The 14,769-nt window shown below is 72.2% G+C and carries 14 protein-coding genes; 5 read left to right on the top strand and 9 right to left on the bottom strand.

The features are described from left to right. The first annotated feature begins 134 nt into the window (after positions 1–134). Positions 135–2,543: a ribonucleoside-diphosphate reductase subunit alpha gene (locus tag ADK55_RS06090; RefSeq protein WP_053676420.1), complete on the top strand. Its 2,409-nt coding sequence runs from the start codon at positions 135–137 to the stop codon at positions 2,541–2,543. Next, positions 2,543–3,559, top strand: a complete 1,017-nt coding sequence (locus tag ADK55_RS06085) for a ribonucleotide-diphosphate reductase subunit beta (RefSeq protein ID WP_053676419.1) — start codon at positions 2,543–2,545, stop codon at positions 3,557–3,559. Before ADK55_RS06090 ends, ADK55_RS06085 begins: the two co-directional genes overlap by 1 nt. On the opposite strand, the gene ADK55_RS06080 is transcribed toward ADK55_RS06085, so the two are convergent. Continuing rightward, positions 3,514–3,798 carry a hypothetical protein gene (locus tag ADK55_RS06080; protein WP_053676418.1) on the bottom strand — a complete coding sequence of 95 codons (285 nt, stop codon included), beginning with the start codon at positions 3,796–3,798 and terminating at the stop codon, positions 3,514–3,516. The genes ADK55_RS06085 and ADK55_RS06080 overlap by 46 nt on opposite strands. A gap of 81 nt (positions 3,799–3,879) precedes the next feature. Here ADK55_RS06080 and ADK55_RS06075 point away from each other — a divergent pair, with 81 nt between their 5' ends. Continuing rightward, on the top strand, positions 3,880–4,848 hold the full coding sequence (locus ADK55_RS06075; RefSeq protein WP_053676417.1) for a helix-turn-helix domain-containing protein: 969 nt from the start codon (positions 3,880–3,882) through the stop codon (positions 4,846–4,848). Positions 4,849–4,868: 20 nt separating this feature from the next. On the opposite strand, the gene def is transcribed toward ADK55_RS06075, so the two are convergent. The 8 genes from def to ADK55_RS06035 form a co-directional block, all read right to left on the bottom strand. After that, a complete protein-coding gene (gene def / locus ADK55_RS06070) occupies positions 4,869–5,504 on the bottom strand; it encodes a peptide deformylase (RefSeq protein WP_053676416.1) in 636 nt (211 codons plus the stop codon). 67 nt (positions 5,505–5,571) lie between these two features. Then, complete coding sequence (locus ADK55_RS06065; RefSeq protein WP_053676495.1) at positions 5,572–6,567, bottom strand: tetratricopeptide repeat protein; 996 nt, start codon at positions 6,565–6,567, stop codon at positions 5,572–5,574. A 105-nt stretch (positions 6,568–6,672) separates the two neighbouring features. Continuing rightward, the gene (locus ADK55_RS06060; protein WP_053676415.1) at positions 6,673–7,950 is read right to left on the bottom strand and encodes an HD-GYP domain-containing protein; all 1,278 of its coding nucleotides are present in this window, start codon (positions 7,948–7,950) and stop codon (positions 6,673–6,675) included. After that, positions 7,947–9,536, bottom strand: a complete 1,590-nt coding sequence (locus ADK55_RS06055) for an HD-GYP domain-containing protein (protein ID WP_053676414.1) — start codon at positions 9,534–9,536, stop codon at positions 7,947–7,949. Before ADK55_RS06055 ends, ADK55_RS06060 begins: the two co-directional genes overlap by 4 nt. A 222-nt stretch (positions 9,537–9,758) precedes the next feature. Continuing rightward, a complete protein-coding gene (gene rsrA, locus ADK55_RS06050; RefSeq protein ID WP_053676413.1) occupies positions 9,759–10,061 on the bottom strand; it encodes a mycothiol system anti-sigma-R factor in 303 nt (100 codons plus the stop codon). After that, positions 10,058–10,702: a sigma-70 family RNA polymerase sigma factor gene (locus ADK55_RS06045; protein ID WP_008741505.1), complete on the bottom strand. Its 645-nt coding sequence runs from the start codon at positions 10,700–10,702 to the stop codon at positions 10,058–10,060. Before ADK55_RS06045 ends, rsrA begins: the two co-directional genes overlap by 4 nt. A 405-nt stretch (positions 10,703–11,107) precedes the next feature. Beyond that, positions 11,108–11,764: an alpha/beta family hydrolase gene (locus ADK55_RS06040; RefSeq protein ID WP_053676412.1), complete on the bottom strand. Its 657-nt coding sequence runs from the start codon at positions 11,762–11,764 to the stop codon at positions 11,108–11,110. A 19-nt stretch (positions 11,765–11,783) separates the two neighbouring features. Continuing rightward, positions 11,784–12,599 (bottom strand): SOS response-associated peptidase, encoded by an 816-nt coding sequence (locus tag ADK55_RS06035; RefSeq protein WP_053676411.1) that lies wholly within the window; start codon positions 12,597–12,599, stop codon positions 11,784–11,786. A gap of 53 nt (positions 12,600–12,652) precedes the next feature. Between ADK55_RS06035 and ADK55_RS06030 the strand changes: the two genes are divergently transcribed. Continuing rightward, entirely contained in the window at positions 12,653–13,366 is a 714-nt protein-coding gene (locus ADK55_RS06030) for a M50 family metallopeptidase (protein WP_053676410.1), read from the top strand. 65 nt (positions 13,367–13,431) lie between these two features. Beyond that, on the top strand, positions 13,432–14,769 hold the full coding sequence (gene aroA / locus ADK55_RS06025) for a 3-phosphoshikimate 1-carboxyvinyltransferase (RefSeq protein WP_053676494.1): 1,338 nt from the start codon (positions 13,432–13,434) through the stop codon (positions 14,767–14,769).

Raw genomic sequence — 14,769 nt, 5'->3', positions numbered from 1 at the left:
CGGTTGGGCCGGTGGACGCCATGCGGTGCACGTACCGCCCGCCCTGTCCGGGCCGGAGCGTGCGAGGTCCGCATGCGCCCGCTCGCGCCCGCGCCGTCGGTGTTCCCGGAGCCGAGCAAGGGAGAGCTCCCCCCGTGACCATCGCGCCCTCCGCACCGCGCGCAGAGTCCGTTCCGTCCGAGTCCGCGATCGAGACCGCGATCACGTCCGGGGGACCCGGGGCCGCGCTGCTGCGCACCCTGACCGAGCTGACGGCCGACCTTCCCGACACCGACCCCGGTCGGGTCGCCGCCGCCGCGCTCCGCGGTCGCAGCTCCGCCTCCGACGAGGCCGAACTGCGCGGGCTGGCGACCGAGGCCGCCGCGGGTCTGATCTCCGAGGACCCGGCGTACTCCCGGTTGGCCGCGCGTCTGCTGACGCTGGCCGTCCGCGACGAGGCCGCGGGCCAGGGGTCCACCTCCTTCTCCGTCTCCGTCGAGGTCGGCCACCGCGAGGGCCTGATCGCCGACCGCACGGCCGAGTTCGTGGCGACCCACGCGAACCGGCTGAACGCGCTGGTCGAGCACGCGCTCACCGAGGGCGCGGACGACCGCTTCGGATTCTTCGGCCTGCGCACCCTGCACAGCCGCTACCTGCTGCGCCACCCCATCACCCGCCAGGTCATCGAGACCCCGCAGTACTTCATGCTGCGCGTGGCCTGTGGTCTCGCGGAGAACGAGACGGTCCAGGCCGTCGAGGAAGTGGCCTCGCTCTACCGGCTGATGAGCCGCCTCGACTACCTGCCGTCCTCCCCCACCCTCTTCAACTCCGGCACCCGGCACCCGCAGATGTCCTCCTGCTACCTGCTGGACTCCCCGCTGGACGAGCTCGACTCGATCTACGACCGCTACCACCAGGTCGCGCGCCTGTCGAAGCATGCCGGCGGCATCGGCCTGTCGTACTCCCGCATCCGCGCCCGCGGTTCGCTGATCCGCGGCACCAACGGCCACTCCAACGGCATCGTGCCGTTCCTGAAGACCCTCGACGCCTCCGTCGCGGCCGTGAACCAGGGCGGCCGGCGCAAGGGCGCCGCCGCCGTCTACCTGGAGACCTGGCACGCGGACATCGAGGAGTTCCTGGAGCTGCGCGACAACACCGGCGAGGACCAGCGCCGTACGCACAACCTGAACCTGGCCCACTGGGTGCCGGACGAGTTCATGCGCCGCGTCAACTCCGACTCCGACTGGTCGCTGTTCTCCCCCGCCGAGGTCCCCGAGCTGGTGGACCTGTGGGGCGACGAGTTCGACGCCGCCTACCGGGAGGCCGAGGCGGCCGGCCTGGCCCGCAAGACCATGCCCGCCCGGGAGCTGTACGGCCGGATGATGCGCACCCTCGCGCAGACCGGCCAGGGCTGGATGACGTTCAAGGACGCCTCCAACCGCACGGCGAACCAGACCGCGGAGCCGGGCACGGTCGTCCACTCCTCGAACCTCTGCACCGAGATCATCGAGGTCACCAACGACGGCGAGACGGCCGTCTGCAACCTCGGTTCGGTCAACCTCGGCGCGTTCGTCGTCGACGGCGACATCGACTGGGAGCGGCTGGACTCGACCGTCCGCACCGCCGTGACCTTCCTCGACCGCGTGGTGGACATCAACTTCTACCCGACCGAGCAGGCCGGCCGTTCCAACGCCCGCTGGCGTCCGGTGGGTCTGGGCGCGATGGGCCTCCAGGACGTCTTCTTCCAGCTGCGGCTGCCCTTCGACTCCCCCGAGGCGCGGGCGCTGTCCACGAAGCTCTCCGAGCGGATCATGCTGGCCGCGTACGAGGCCTCCTGCGACCTCGCCGAGCGCAACGGCCCGCTCCCCGCCTGGGAGCAGACCCGTACGGCCCGCGGTGTCCTGCACCCGGACCACTACGACACCGAGCTGAACTGGCCGGAGCGCTGGGAGGCGCTGCGCGCCCGGGTCGCGACCTCCGGCATGCGCAACTCGCTGCTCCTCGCCATCGCCCCGACCGCCACGATCGCCTCGATCGCCGGTGTGTACGAGTGCATCGAGCCCCAGGTCTCCAACCTCTTCAAGCGCGAGACGCTCAGCGGTGAGTTCCTCCAGGTGAACGCCTACCTGGTGGCCGAGCTGAAGCGGCTCGGCGTGTGGGACGCCCAGTCCCGCGAGGCGCTGCGCGAGGCCAGCGGCTCGGTGCAGGGCTTCGGTTGGATCCCGGCCGAGGTGCGCGAGCTGTACCGCACGGCGTGGGAGATCCCGCAGCGCGGCCTGATCGACATGGCGGCGGCCCGTACGCCGTTCCTCGACCAGTCGCAGTCGCTGAACCTGTTCCTGGAGACGCCGACCATCGGGAAGCTGTCCTCGATGTACTCGTACGCCTGGAAGCAGGGCCTGAAGACCACGTACTACCTGCGCTCGCGCCCGGCGACGAAGATCGCCCGCGCGGCGTCCGGCTCCGCCGTCCCGGCGGCGGCCACCCCGCTTCCGCAGGCCGTCGACGCCGACGCGCTGGCCTGCTCCCTTGAGAACCCCGAGTCCTGCGAGGCCTGCCAGTAATGAGCTCCAACGAGAACAAGAACCTCCTGGACCCGGGCTTCGAGCTCACGCTCCGCCCGATGCGTTACCCGGACTTCTACGAGCGCTACCGCGACGCGATCAAGAACACGTGGACGGTCGAGGAGGTCGACCTCCACTCGGACGTCGCGGACCTCGCGAAGCTGACCCCGTCCGAGCAGCACATGATCGGCCGTCTGGTCGCGTTCTTCGCGACGGGTGACTCGATCGTCTCGAACAACCTCGTGCTGACGCTGTACAAGCACATCAACTCCCCGGAGGCGCGCCTGTACCTGTCGCGCCAGCTGTTCGAGGAGGCCGTGCACGTCCAGTTCTACCTGACGCTGCTCGACACCTACCTGCCCAACCCGGACGACCGGGCGGCCGCGTTCGACGCGGTCGAGGAGATCCCCTCGATCCGCGAGAAGGCGCAGTTCTGCTTCAAGTGGATGGACTCGGTCGAGAAGATCGACCGGCTGGAGACGGCCGCCGACCGGCGCCGCTTCCTGCTGAACCTGATCTGCTTCGCGGCGTGCATCGAGGGCCTGTTCTTCTACGGCGCTTTCGCGTACGTGTACTGGTTCCGTTCGCGCGGCCTGCTGCACGGTCTGGCCACCGGCACCAACTGGGTGTTCCGTGACGAGACCATGCACATGAACTTCGCGTTCGAGGTCGTCGACACGGTCCGCAAGGAGGAGCCGGAGCTCTTCGACGACGCTCTCCAGCAGCAGGTCGTCGACATGCTGAAGGAGGCCGTCGAGGCGGAGCTGCAGTTCGGCCGCGACCTGTGCGGTGACGGCCTGCCGGGCATGAACACCGAGTCGATGCGCGAGTACCTGGAGTGCGTCGCGGACCAGCGTCTGGTGCGCCTGGGCTTCCCGGCGGTGTACGGCTCGCAGAACCCGTTCTCGTTCATGGAGCTTCAGGGCGTCCAGGAGCTGACGAACTTCTTCGAGCGCCGCCCGTCGGCCTATCAGGTCGCGGTCGAGGGCACCGTCGACCTGGACGAGGACTTCTGAGTCCTCTTCCCCGCACGGCCGCACGACTTGGCAGCGCCCCCGCCCACGGGGTGGACCTCCCGGATCTCCGGGGGTCCCGGGCGGGGGTGCTGCCGCGTTTCCCGGACGACCTCCTCCCGCTCGCGGGCGGCGCGCAATTGCCGGTCGACGCGGCGTTCGAGGAGGAGTCCGTACAGGGCCGGGCCCGCGAAGAGGCCGGCGACGGCGAGGGCGACGAGGTGGCTCAGAAGCGTGTTCACCCCTCCACTCTCGCGAGGGCGACGAAAACCCGACAGTGGCAGGACTGTCATGGAAGTGCGAATTACTGCCACACTGGGGGCATGCTGACCAATGTGGCCGTGGCCCTCGCCAACGGCGTCGCCCCCTTCGAACTGGGGATCTTCTGCGAGGTCTTCGGACTCGACCGCAGCGACATGGGGCTGCCGGTCTACGACTTCGCCGTGTGCGCCGCGGAGGACCGGCGGTCCACCACCGGCGACGGACACTTCGACATCGTGGCCCCGCACGGACTGGAACGGCTGGAGAGCGCGGACCTGATCTGCCTGCCGGCCGACCGCACGGCCCCGACCCGGGAGTACCCCGAGGAACTGCTGGAGGCCCTGCGCCGGGCCGTGGACCGGGGGGCGCGGCTGCTCAGCGTGTGCAGCGGGGCCTTCCTGCTCGGCGCGGCCGGACTGCTCGACGGGCGGCGCTGCACCACGCACTGGATGCACGCCCCGGCCCTGGCCCGCCGCTTCCCGAGGGCCGTCGTCGACCCGGACGTGCTGTACGTGGACGAGGGCTCGGTGATCACCGCCGCGGGCACCGCCTCGGGCATCGACGCCTGCCTGCACGTCGTCCGACAGGAGCACGGCGCGGAGGTGGCCAACACCATCGCCCGGCGGATGGTCGTACCTCCCCACCGGGACGGCGGCCAGGCCCAGTTCATCCAACGGCCGCTGCCCCGCACCTCCTGCGACACCGTCGGGGAGGTCATCTCCTGGATGGCGCGCCACCTGGACGAGGAGATCACGGTCGAGCAGCTCGCGGACCGCGCGCACATGGCCCCGCGCACCTTCGCCCGCCGCTTCCAGCAGGAGACCGGCTCCACTCCGTACCAGTGGGTGCTGCGCCAACGCGTCCTGTTGGCGCAGGAGTTGCTGGAATCCTCCGACGAGACGATCGACGCCATCGCGGGCCGCTGCGGCTTCGGCAACGGGGCCGCGCTGCGCCACCACTTCCTGCGGGCCCTGGGCACCACGCCGAACTCGTTCAGGCGCGCCTTCCGGGGCCCGCAGGCCGTGGCGTAGACCGGCTCGGGCAGAGCGGCTCAGGCGTTCGGGACGACCTCGTAGCGCGGGGTGCCCTCGTCCATCTGTCGCAGGGCGTCCTTGCGGTCGCGCTTCGAGAGGCGGTCGATGTACAGGTACCCGTACAGGTGGTCCGTCTCGTGCTGGAGGCAGCGCGCGAAGTAGCCGGTGCCCCGGACCTTGATCGGATTGCCCTGCGCGTCCTGGCCGGTGACCTCGGCGTAGTCCGGGCGGGCCAGCGAGGCGTAGGCCGTCGGAACCGACAGGCAGCCCTCGTTGGAGTCGTCCAGCACCCGGGCGCCGACCGGCAGCTCGACCAGCTTCGGGTTGATGACGACACCGGTGTGCCGCTTGCCGTCGTCGTCCGGGCAGTCGTAGACGAAGACCTTGGCGTCCACACCGATCTGGTTCGCGGCCAGGCCCACGCCCTCGGCGGTCTTCTGGCTCGCGAACATGTCGTCGATCAGCCGGGCCAGTTCGTCGCCGAACTCGGTGACGTCCTTGCATTCCCGGTGCAGGACCGGATTGCCGACCACCGTGATGGGGCGGGAGGTGCCGCGCTCACGGTAGGCGAGCTCGCGCGCCTCACAGTCCTCCGTGTCCACGACGTAGCCCTCTTCGTCGACCGGGACAACCTGGTTCTCCTGCTGCGCCATGTCCGCCGTACGCCTTCCGTAAGTCCGCCGAGTCACCGATGTGACCCGTACAGCCTACGGCCCCGACTCAGCAGACTTCCTCCAGATCCCGCCACTCGCGACTGTCCGGGCTGTCCGCCACCCAGCCGTCGAGGAGCCCGCGCACCAGACCGGCGGGCGCGGCGATGCCGCACTCGCGCTCGGGGACCCACAGGGAGCCGGAACCGGCGGTGCGGTGGCCCAGCGGGCCGGGATGGCCTGGTTCGCTGTGATCGTGCGGGTCCGGGTGCTGCTCGTCGCCCTCGTCGCTCGGCATCGCGCTCTCGGAGCACGTCCGGCACAGCAACCGCACCGACGAGGACCAGTCCTCGGCGGCGAAGCCCGCGTCGGAGGCGAGCTGCTCCAGGGCGTCGCGGTCGGCCTCGGTGGCCGCCTCCAGCAGCACCACCCAGGTCGGCACCGGCGAGGGCGCCCACAGCTCGATCTCGTCGAAAACGGGGTAGGAGGGGCCGGCGGCGGTGATGCGCTCGCCGTGCGGCACCCCGTCGTGCAGCACGACCTCGCCCCAGCGCCGCCCGGAGGACGGCAGCGGGATCGAGAGGACCTCGATCCGGGCCGGATCGAGCCTCCGCCCCCACACGACCTCGGCCTCGCCCTCGGGCGAGAGCCGCACGGCGGCGCTGCCCAGTTCCATGCCGACGGGCTCGCCTGCCCCGCCCGTGCCGTGCGGGTCCCCGGGGACCTTCAGGCCGTACGCCTGCCAGGCCCGGCGGGCCAGCGGCCAGTCCTGGAGCGCGGTCGCGGCGATGCCGACGTTCCACCAGTCCGGGGCGCCCGTCTCGCGGTCCAACAGGGCCACCGCGCGCAGCCCCGCGGCCCGCGCCTGCTCCCAGTCGTGCCGGAACTTGTGCAGCAGGGCCAGGTTGAACCAGGACTCGGACAACCAGGGCTCCAGGTCCGCCGCTCTGGTCAGCAGCGCGCCCGCGTCCTCGTACCGCCCGTCGCCGATCAGCGTGAACGCGCGGTCGGTGGCCTGCCGCCACGAGGCGGAGGGCCGATGCCGTACCTTCCCGAAGATCCTCACGATTCCCGCCTGCCGGTCCAACGGTGCAGCCTTGCGGACACCCTCACGGACACTCCCACTCGCATCCAACCATGCCCACTCGGACGGCCGCTCATTACCCATGGGTTACCCAGGCGGAACGGGAACGACTCGGGCACGTCCGTCCCTGGCCAGAACCCTCGCAAGGGACTCCACGACCTCCGGCTGGTAGTCGTGCCCGGTACCCAGCCGCAGACGCTCCAGGGCGGCCAGTGAGCCGCCCGGGTGACCGCTCCCGCCGCACAGGTCGTCGTAGGCGTTCACCGCGCGCACGATCCGGGCGGCGACCGGCTGCTCACGGTACGGATCGGCCTGCCGCTCCACGACCACCGCGACCTCCGCGGACACCCCCGTCAGCCGGGCCACCTCCCCGCCCAGCCCGGCGATCCGGCGGGCCTCGGCGGCGGGCAGCCCTGCGGTCGCCCCGGCCGGGACCGGATCGACGAGGGACAGCTGCCCGATGTCGTGCATCAGGGCGGCGTACTCCAACACCGTGAGCTCCCGCTCGGACAGCCCCAGCTCCCGCCCGACGGCGCAGCTCAGCGCCGCCACCCGCAGCGAGTGGCCCGGGCGGGTGTACCCGGCGATCTCGGTGGCCCGGGCGAGGGAGGTGATGGTCTCGCGGTAGGTGGTGCGGATCGCGGTGATCCGGTGGAAGGACAGCTGGGTGAGCAGCAGCGGAACGCTGAAGACGGGCAGGGCCCACACCCCGGCCACGGCCACGGCCAGCGCCATGACCAGGCCGGTCGCGCAGATCGCCGAGCCGATACCGGCGAGCGCGCGCAGTTCGTCGCGCAGCAGGGGCCCGTACGGCCACCCGGTGCGGGACGCGGCGAGCGCGGCGGCCAGGACGGCGTCGCACAAGGCCGTCAGGCCGAGCAGGAGCAGCAGGAAGACCACGAGGTACGGGCCCTCGCCGACCATGCCCTCCAGTCGGCCGGAATGGTGGAGCGGCTGGAAACAGGCGGCGGCGAAGCCGACCGTGAGCACCTGGCGGGCCACGTGGTCGAGGGCGGGACCGCGGCCCCGCGCCACGTGCGGTACGAGTCCGACGAGGGCGGCGGCGAGCACGACGGCGACCGTCTGCAGGGCCCCGTGGTGGGTGGAGTGCCCGGCGTTCTCGCCGAGCAGGGCGTACGCGAGGGCTCCGGCGGAGCCGAGGGGCGCGGGCCGGCGGTCCTCGGCGGTGGGGTTCCCGGCGGCGTCCCCGGGGTCGCGGCGGGCGAGTTCCCCGACGGCGACGAGGCCGCCGAAGGCGAGGGCGACGCCGGTGTCGGCGAGACCGTGCCACAGGGTGTGGCCCAGGGCCACGAGGGTGAGCAGGGCGGCGGCGGCGCGTACCGCGGGGGCGGTCGGCCCCCTCACGGGCCGGTTCCGGGTCGGGTCCCGGGGCCGCCGGCCGGGCGCACCGGGGGTGTCCGGCGGCCGGGGGCCCGTCCGGGTTCGGGGGCGTCGTCCCGGGGCCGGCCCGGCGGACCCGGTTCCGCGGGCGCCGCCGACGGACCGCCCTGGGTCGGGAGTCCGGGCAGCGCGCCCCCGGCGGGGCCGCCCGGACCTCCCGGACCTCCCGGACCGGCGGGGCCGCCCGGCCCGTCGCCGATGACCTGGAGGTCGTCGTCGGAGGTGACCACCGGATGCCAGCCCTGGCGCCCGATGGCGCCGACCAGGGCGCGCACCATGGCCGGGTCGAACTGCGTCCCCGCGCACCGCTCCAGCTCGGCGAGCGCGACGGGCACCGGCCGCGCCCTGCTGTACGAGCGCGTCGACGTCATCGCGTCGAAGGAGTCGGCCACCGCCACCACGCGGGCCGACACCGGGATCTGCTCGCCGCGCAGCCCGTACGGATACCCCGACCCGTCGACCCGCTCGTGGTGGTGGAGGATCGCCGCGCGGGCCTCCCCCAGGAAGCCGATGCCGCGGACCATCTCGTGCCCGTACTCGGGGTGCAGTTCGATGATCCTGCGTTCCTCGGGGGTCAACGGCCCGTCCTTGCGCAGGAGTCGGGTCGGTACGCCGAGTTTGCCCACGTCGTGCAGGATGCCGGCGATACGGACGACTTCCATCCGGTCGTCCGCCATCCCCAGCTCGCGGGCGATCATCGCCGAGGCCTGGCCGACCCGCTCGCTGTGACCGCGCGTGTAGCGGTCCTTGATGTCGACGGCCTGTACCAGCGCGCGGATCGTGGCCTGGTGGGCGGCGCGCTCGCGGTGGTACTGGGCGAAGACCCAGCAGGAGATGTACATCGGCAGCAGGACCAGCAGGGCGGCGGGCAGTCCGTACGGGCTGCGCCACATGACGGCCATCATCAGCCCGGCCAGCCCGTGCACGCAGTGCGGGGCCAGGGACCGGACCGACGGCCCGACCCGGACGGTGGCCGGGGGCCGCCGCTCGGCGGCGACGAGGATCGCCCCGTCGAGGAGGGTGAGGACCATGCAGAAGGCCACGGCGGCGACCGCCGCGGGAAGCAGGAGGTAGGGGAAGTCGGCGACCCAGGCGATCGGATCGGCGCCTGCGGACGGCCCGGGAATCCCGCTCGCCACCGGCCCCCGGCCGTCGAGCGCGGCCGGTCCGCCGAGCAGCCCGTACGTGCGTCCCGCCACCCAGGCGGCCGTCGCCTGCTGCGCCGCGTGCCACACCCGACGGACCCCGGCCGGTCGCCGGACCACCGGTCCGGCGAGGGCTCCGGGCACGGCCACGAGCGCGGCCGCGGAGGGCGGCAGCAGGAAGACGGCGGCCAGCACGACGGGGAAGAAGGTGCCGATGCCCTCGGGCACCCGGCCGGTGAGGCGTGGGCAGATCCGCACCGACTCACAGCCGAGGTAGAGCGCGGCGAGCAGCGAGACGGTCGGCCAGGGGGTGTCGGGGCTGAGTGCGGCCGGCAGCACGCACACCGACGCCACGAGGATCGCGCACACGACGAGGACGCGCGCCGCCGGCGGAAGTACCCGCATGGCGCTCTCCTCCCCCTGGGCCGTGCACGGCGGGCACCGGAGCGGACCGGTACCGGAAGGGGAGAATAGGTGGGGCCCCACACGAAGTGGGCCACATTTTCACATTGTGTCGTTCGGGTGCCCCCGGATTAGCACCTTCGAGTGAACGAAGGGAACGACCGGGGGCGGTTGTTCGGAAAGGCGCGGCCGGCGAATCCCGGGCAATGGGGAAACCGCTTTCGGCTAGCCCGTCGCGGGATCGGCCGTGACGTCGTGGTCGGGCACGGCCTGCCCCGAACGGATCAGCTCGATCCGTCCCATCACCTTCGAGCGCAGATCGGTCGGCACGTCGTCCGAACCGCAGCAGCGCTTGACCAGCTTCTTCACGGCCTGTTCGAGGCCGTACTTCTCAAGACAGGGATTGCACTCGCCGAAGTGTGTCTCGAACTTCGTGCAGTCGCTGTCGGGCATCTCGTGGTCCAGGAACTCGTAAAGGTGATCCAGGACCTCTGCGCACTCCGTCTCGTGCGGCTCTCCGCAGCTCATGAGCCCGAGCCTTTCAGGTCGTTCGACTCTCCAGCGCCGGCGGGGACCAGCCCGCGCTCACGGGCGTAGTCCTCCAGCATTCCGCGGAGTTGACGGCGCCCACGATGCAGTCGGGACATGACCGTACCGATGGGCGTACCCATGATGTCCGCGATCTCCTTGTACGCAAAGCCCTCTACGTCGGCGAGATAGACCGCGATGCGGAACTCCTCCGGAATGGCCTGGAGCGCCTCCTTCACATCCGAGTCGGGAAGGTGGTCGAGCGCCTGCGATTCGGCGGACCGAAGGCCCGTCGACATGTGCGACTCGGCGCGCGCCAACTGCCAGTCCTCGATCTCCTCCGCCGCACTGCGCTGCGGTTCGCGCTGCTTCTTGCGGTAGGAGTTGATGAACGTGTTCGTCAGGATGCGGTAGAGCCATGCCTTGAGGTTGGTGCCCTCGCGGAACTGGTGGAACGACGCGTACGCCTTCGCGTACGTCTCCTGGACCAGGTCCTCGGCGTCGGCCGGGTTGCGCGTCATGCGCAGCGCGGCGGAGTACATCTGGTCGAGGTAGCCGAGGGCGTCCCGCTCGAAGCGCGCGTTGCGCTCCGGGGTCGTCTCCTCCGCGTGGCCTTCGTCGGTCCCGGCGACAGGACCCACCTCCTCCGACAGCGTGGCGGCTCCGAAAGCGGATCCGCTCGAATCGGAGAATAGTCGACCTTCCCGGCCCTCCGCCGCCCGAAGCGTCCCGCGCTTGGGAGCAGGCAGCACCGTCCAGTCCAGGTCAGCGGCCTGCGGACGGTTCTGGCTGATGACCTGGGTCATGCGCTCCCTCTCCTCCGACGAACTTCCCGTACGTACCGACATTCGGCACAACAGAAGGCCCGGGCCCGGCATTCCCGGGGCCTGTGGGGTTTCCCGGATCCGTCAGGTCGACTCCGCGGGGCGCGTGATCCGGATCACGCGGGAATGTGTCAGGTCGGGCCCGCGGCTCGCGACGCCGGGCCGCCCCAGGGATCGGGTCGGCAGCCGTGCGGGCGCACTCGTCGCCGGCCTCCCGAGGGCTCACAGCGGCAGCCGTCCGAGCCACCGCGCGACGGCCCCGGTGATCACGTCGAGGGTCTCGTCCTGGGTCCGGTCGGCCCTCTTCGGCACGGCGAACCCGTGGTCGCCGTGCTCCACCGCGACGAGTTCGTACGGATCGTCCCCGGTCGGCTCGGGAAACTCCTCGGGCCGGCCGAAAGGATCCCGGCTCCCTTGGACCACCAGGGTGGGCCGCCCGGCGCCCAGCAGCTCCTGGGCCCGGGACTTCTCGGGCCGGCCCGGCGGGTGCAGCGGGAACGCCAGCGCGAGCACCCCGGCCGCGCCCAGCTCGGCGGCGGTCCGGCAGGCCACCCGGGCTCCGGCGCTGCGCCCGCCGGCCACCACGGGCGGTCCGGGCCGGGTCAGCGCCGGCCACAGCCCGCGCCAGCCCTCGTCGAGCACCTTGGGCGCGGCGGCGACCTTCTTCCCGGCGACCCGCCAGGGCTGTTCGACCAGGGCCACGGTGATCCCGCGGGCCGGCAGGGCGGCGGCCAGCGCCCGCAGGTCCCGGGCCTCGATCCCGCCGCCGGCGCCGTGGCTCACGGCGAGCACGAGCCGGGCCTTCCCGGCCGTGGCGGGGTGCCAGGTGACGCGGGCCTCGCCCGCCGGCGTCGGAACGCTCTCGGTACGCGTGGTCATGCGCCCCATCCTGCCCGGGTCAGAAGAGGGTCTCCTCCTCCGGCGCGGCCAGTTCCTCCAGCAGCTCGGGGCCGTTGTTGCGCACGTTGCTGACGGCGGTGGACACCGCGTACGCCCGCATGAGCCCGCCGGGCGGCGGCGCGAGCAGCGCCTGGAGCTCGTCGGGGTCGGTGCGCGCCGGGTCCAGCCAGGGGTCCCACTTGTCCGGGGTCAGCATCAACGGCATGCGGGGGTGGATGTCGGAGAGCGAGCGGGGTCCGTCGGCGGGGGCCACGCCCAGCGGTCCGGTCTCGGCCTCGGTGGTGATGACCGAGCAGGTCGCCCACCAGGCCGCCGGATGCTCGTCGGGCAGGGTCCGGTCGCGCCAGAACTCGTAGATCCCGGCCATGGCGAAGACGGCGCCGTCGGAGGGCAGCACGAAGTAGGGCTGCTTGCGGGCCCGCTTCTTCTTCCCCTCGACCTCCAACTGCCGCTCGTCGTGGGCGGTGACCCACTCGTAGTAGCCGTCGGCGGGGATGACGCAGCGGCGCTGGGCGAAGGGGCGGCGGAAGGACGGCTTCTCCGCGAGGGTCTCGGCGCGGGCGTTGATCATCCGGGCCGCGCCCTCGGGGTTCTTGGCCCAGGAGGGGACCAGCCCCCACTTCACCACCCGCAACTGTCGAACCGGACGCGGGCTCGGCGCGTCCTTCAAGGGACGGTCGAGGACGATGTGGACCTCTTTCGTCGGCGCCACGTTCCAGTCGGGTGCCAGGGACTCTGCGGGCTCCCACTTCTCGACGCCGAAGATCCCCGCCAGATCCTCCGGCGCCCGACTCGCTGCATACCTTCCGCACATGCCTGCAACACTGCCACGACACCCGCCCACCACCGCAAGGAGTCCGCCACTCCATGGACAGCATCACGACGGCCGGTCTCTGGGACCGGCTCACCGGCATACAGCCCGAGCCCGAGCTGTGGCTGGTGATCGCGACCGGGGTCGTCGCCCTGGCCGCCGTGGCGCCCCGCCCGGTGTGGCGGATCTCCCGCAACGCGATCACCATCGCGCACGAGGGCGGTCACGGGCTGCTCGCGCTGCTGACCGGACGCCGGCTCGACGGGATCCGGCTGCACTCGGACACCAGCGGGGTCACCGTCAGCCGGGGCCGGCCGACCGGGCTCGGCATGGTCCTGACGGCGGCCGCCGGGTACACGGCGCCCTCGCTGCTCGGCCTCGGCGGGGCGGCGCTGCTGTCGGCGCACCGGATCACGCTGCTGCTCTGGGCGGCGACCGCGCTGCTGGTGGCGATGCTGGTGATGATCCGGAACGCCTACGGACTGCTCACGGTGGTGCTGACCGGCGCCGGCTTCGTCCTGGTGTCCTGGCTGGCCCCGGCCGAGGTCCAGGCGATGTTCGCGTACGGGGTGGTGTGGTTCCTGCTGCTGGGCGGGGTCCGGCCGGTGTTCGAGCTCCAGGCCAAGCGGAGGAACGGTGGAGCCCCGGACTCGGACGCGGACCAGCTCGGTCGGCTCACGCACGTGCACCCGGTCGTCTGGCTGCTGATGTTCCACGCCGTGGCGCTGTGTTCGCTGATCGGCGGCGGGCGCTGGCTTCTCGCCCTCTGAGACGGGGACGACGACCGGCCGGCGATCAAGATCCGGGTACGGGCGGAGCCACTAAAGTGGAGGCCATGACCGAGACCCCCGCGCTCCACGCCCTCTGGCCCGCTCCGCTCGCGGACGGCACCGTCCACGCCACCGTCACCGTGCCGGGTTCCAAATCGGTCACCAACCGGGCCCTGGTGCTCGCCGCGCTGGCCTCCGAGCCGGGCTGGGTGCGCCGCCCGCTGCGATCGCGCGACTCGCGGCTGATGTCGGACGCCCTGCGCGCGATGGGCGTCGGCATCGAGGAGACCGTCTCCTCCAGCTCCGCCGACGGTGACAGCGGCGAGGCGTGGCGGATCATCCCGGCCGCGCTGCACGGCCCGGCAACCGTCGACGTCGGCAACGCGGGCACGGTCATGCGCTTCCTGCCGCCCGTGGCCACCCTGGCCGGCGGCGACATCCGCTTCGACGGCGACCCGCGTTCCTACGAGCGCCCGCTGGGCGAGGTCATCAGCGCGCTGCGCGTCCTCGGGGCCCGCATCGACGACGACGGCCGGGGCGCGCTGCCCCTGACCGTGCAGGGCGGCGGGGCCCTGGAGGGCGGCACGGTCGAGATCGACGCCTCCAACTCCTCCCAGTTCGTCTCGGCGCTGCTGCTGTCCGCGCCGCGGTTCAACCAGGGCGTCGAGGTCCGGCACATCGGTTCGACCCTGCCGTCGATGCCGCACATCCGGATGACGGTGGAGATGCTGCGCGCGGCGGGCGCCCAGGTGGACACCCCGGAGGCCGGCGGCGAGAAGGACGTGTGGCGGGTCGCGCCCGGCGCGCTCCTGGGCCGCGACATGGTCGTGGAGCCCGACCTGTCGAACGCGCAGCCCTTCATGGCGGCGGCGCTGATCACCGGCGGCACGGTCACCATCCCCGACTGGCCGCGCCGCACCACGCAGCCCGGCGACGCGCTGCGCCGCATCTTCACGGAGATGGGCGGTTCCTGTGAGCTCACCGACGCGGGTCTGGTCTTCACCGGCACCGGGAAGATCCACGGCATCGACGTGGACCTGGGCGAGGTCGGCGAGCTGACCCCGGGCATCGCGGCGGTGGCGGCGCTGGCCGACTCCGAGTCGATCCTGCGCGGTGTCCGGCACCTGCGGCTGCACGAGACGGACCGGCTGGCCGCGCTGACCGCCGAGATCAACGGGCTCGGCGGCGACGTCACCGAGACCGCCGACGGTCTGCACATCCGCCCGCGCCCGCTGCACGGCGGTGTCTACCACACGTACGACGACCACCGGATGGCCACCGCGGGCGCCGTGATCGGTCTGGCGGTGGAGGGCGTGCTGATCGAGAACGTGGCGACGACCGCGAAGACCCTGCCGGACTTCCCCAGGATGTGGACAGACATGCTCGCGGGAGCGGGAGCGTAG

The sequence above is a fragment of the Streptomyces sp. WM4235 genome (assembly GCF_001279725.1).
In the GTDB taxonomy this organism is placed as follows: Bacteria; Actinomycetota; Actinomycetes; order Streptomycetales; family Streptomycetaceae; genus Streptomyces.
Note: the sequence above shows the minus strand (reverse complement) of the source record. Positions and strands in the feature narration are given on the sequence as shown.

Bases quoted from the DNA above. Each gene is read 5' to 3' on its own strand.
- ADK55_RS06085 (WP_053676419.1), top strand. From the start codon at position 2,543: ATGAGCTCCAACGAGAACAAGAACCTCCTGGACCCGGGCTTCGAGCTC.
- ADK55_RS06075 (WP_053676417.1), top strand. From the start codon at position 3,880: ATGCTGACCAATGTGGCCGTGGCCCTCGCCAACGGCGTCGCCCCCTTC.
- def (WP_053676416.1), bottom strand. From the start codon at position 5,504: ATGGCGCAGCAGGAGAACCAGGTTGTCCCGGTCGACGAAGAGGGCTAC.
- ADK55_RS06055 (WP_053676414.1), bottom strand. From the start codon at position 9,536: ATGCGGGTACTTCCGCCGGCGGCGCGCGTCCTCGTCGTGTGCGCGATC.
- rsrA (WP_053676413.1), bottom strand. From the start codon at position 10,061: ATGAGCTGCGGAGAGCCGCACGAGACGGAGTGCGCAGAGGTCCTGGAT.
- ADK55_RS06040 (WP_053676412.1), bottom strand. From the start codon at position 11,764: ATGACCACGCGTACCGAGAGCGTTCCGACGCCGGCGGGCGAGGCCCGC.
- ADK55_RS06035 (WP_053676411.1), bottom strand. From the start codon at position 12,599: ATGTGCGGAAGGTATGCAGCGAGTCGGGCGCCGGAGGATCTGGCGGGG.
- ADK55_RS06030 (WP_053676410.1), top strand. From the start codon at position 12,653: ATGGACAGCATCACGACGGCCGGTCTCTGGGACCGGCTCACCGGCATA.
- aroA (WP_053676494.1), top strand. From the start codon at position 13,432: ATGACCGAGACCCCCGCGCTCCACGCCCTCTGGCCCGCTCCGCTCGCG.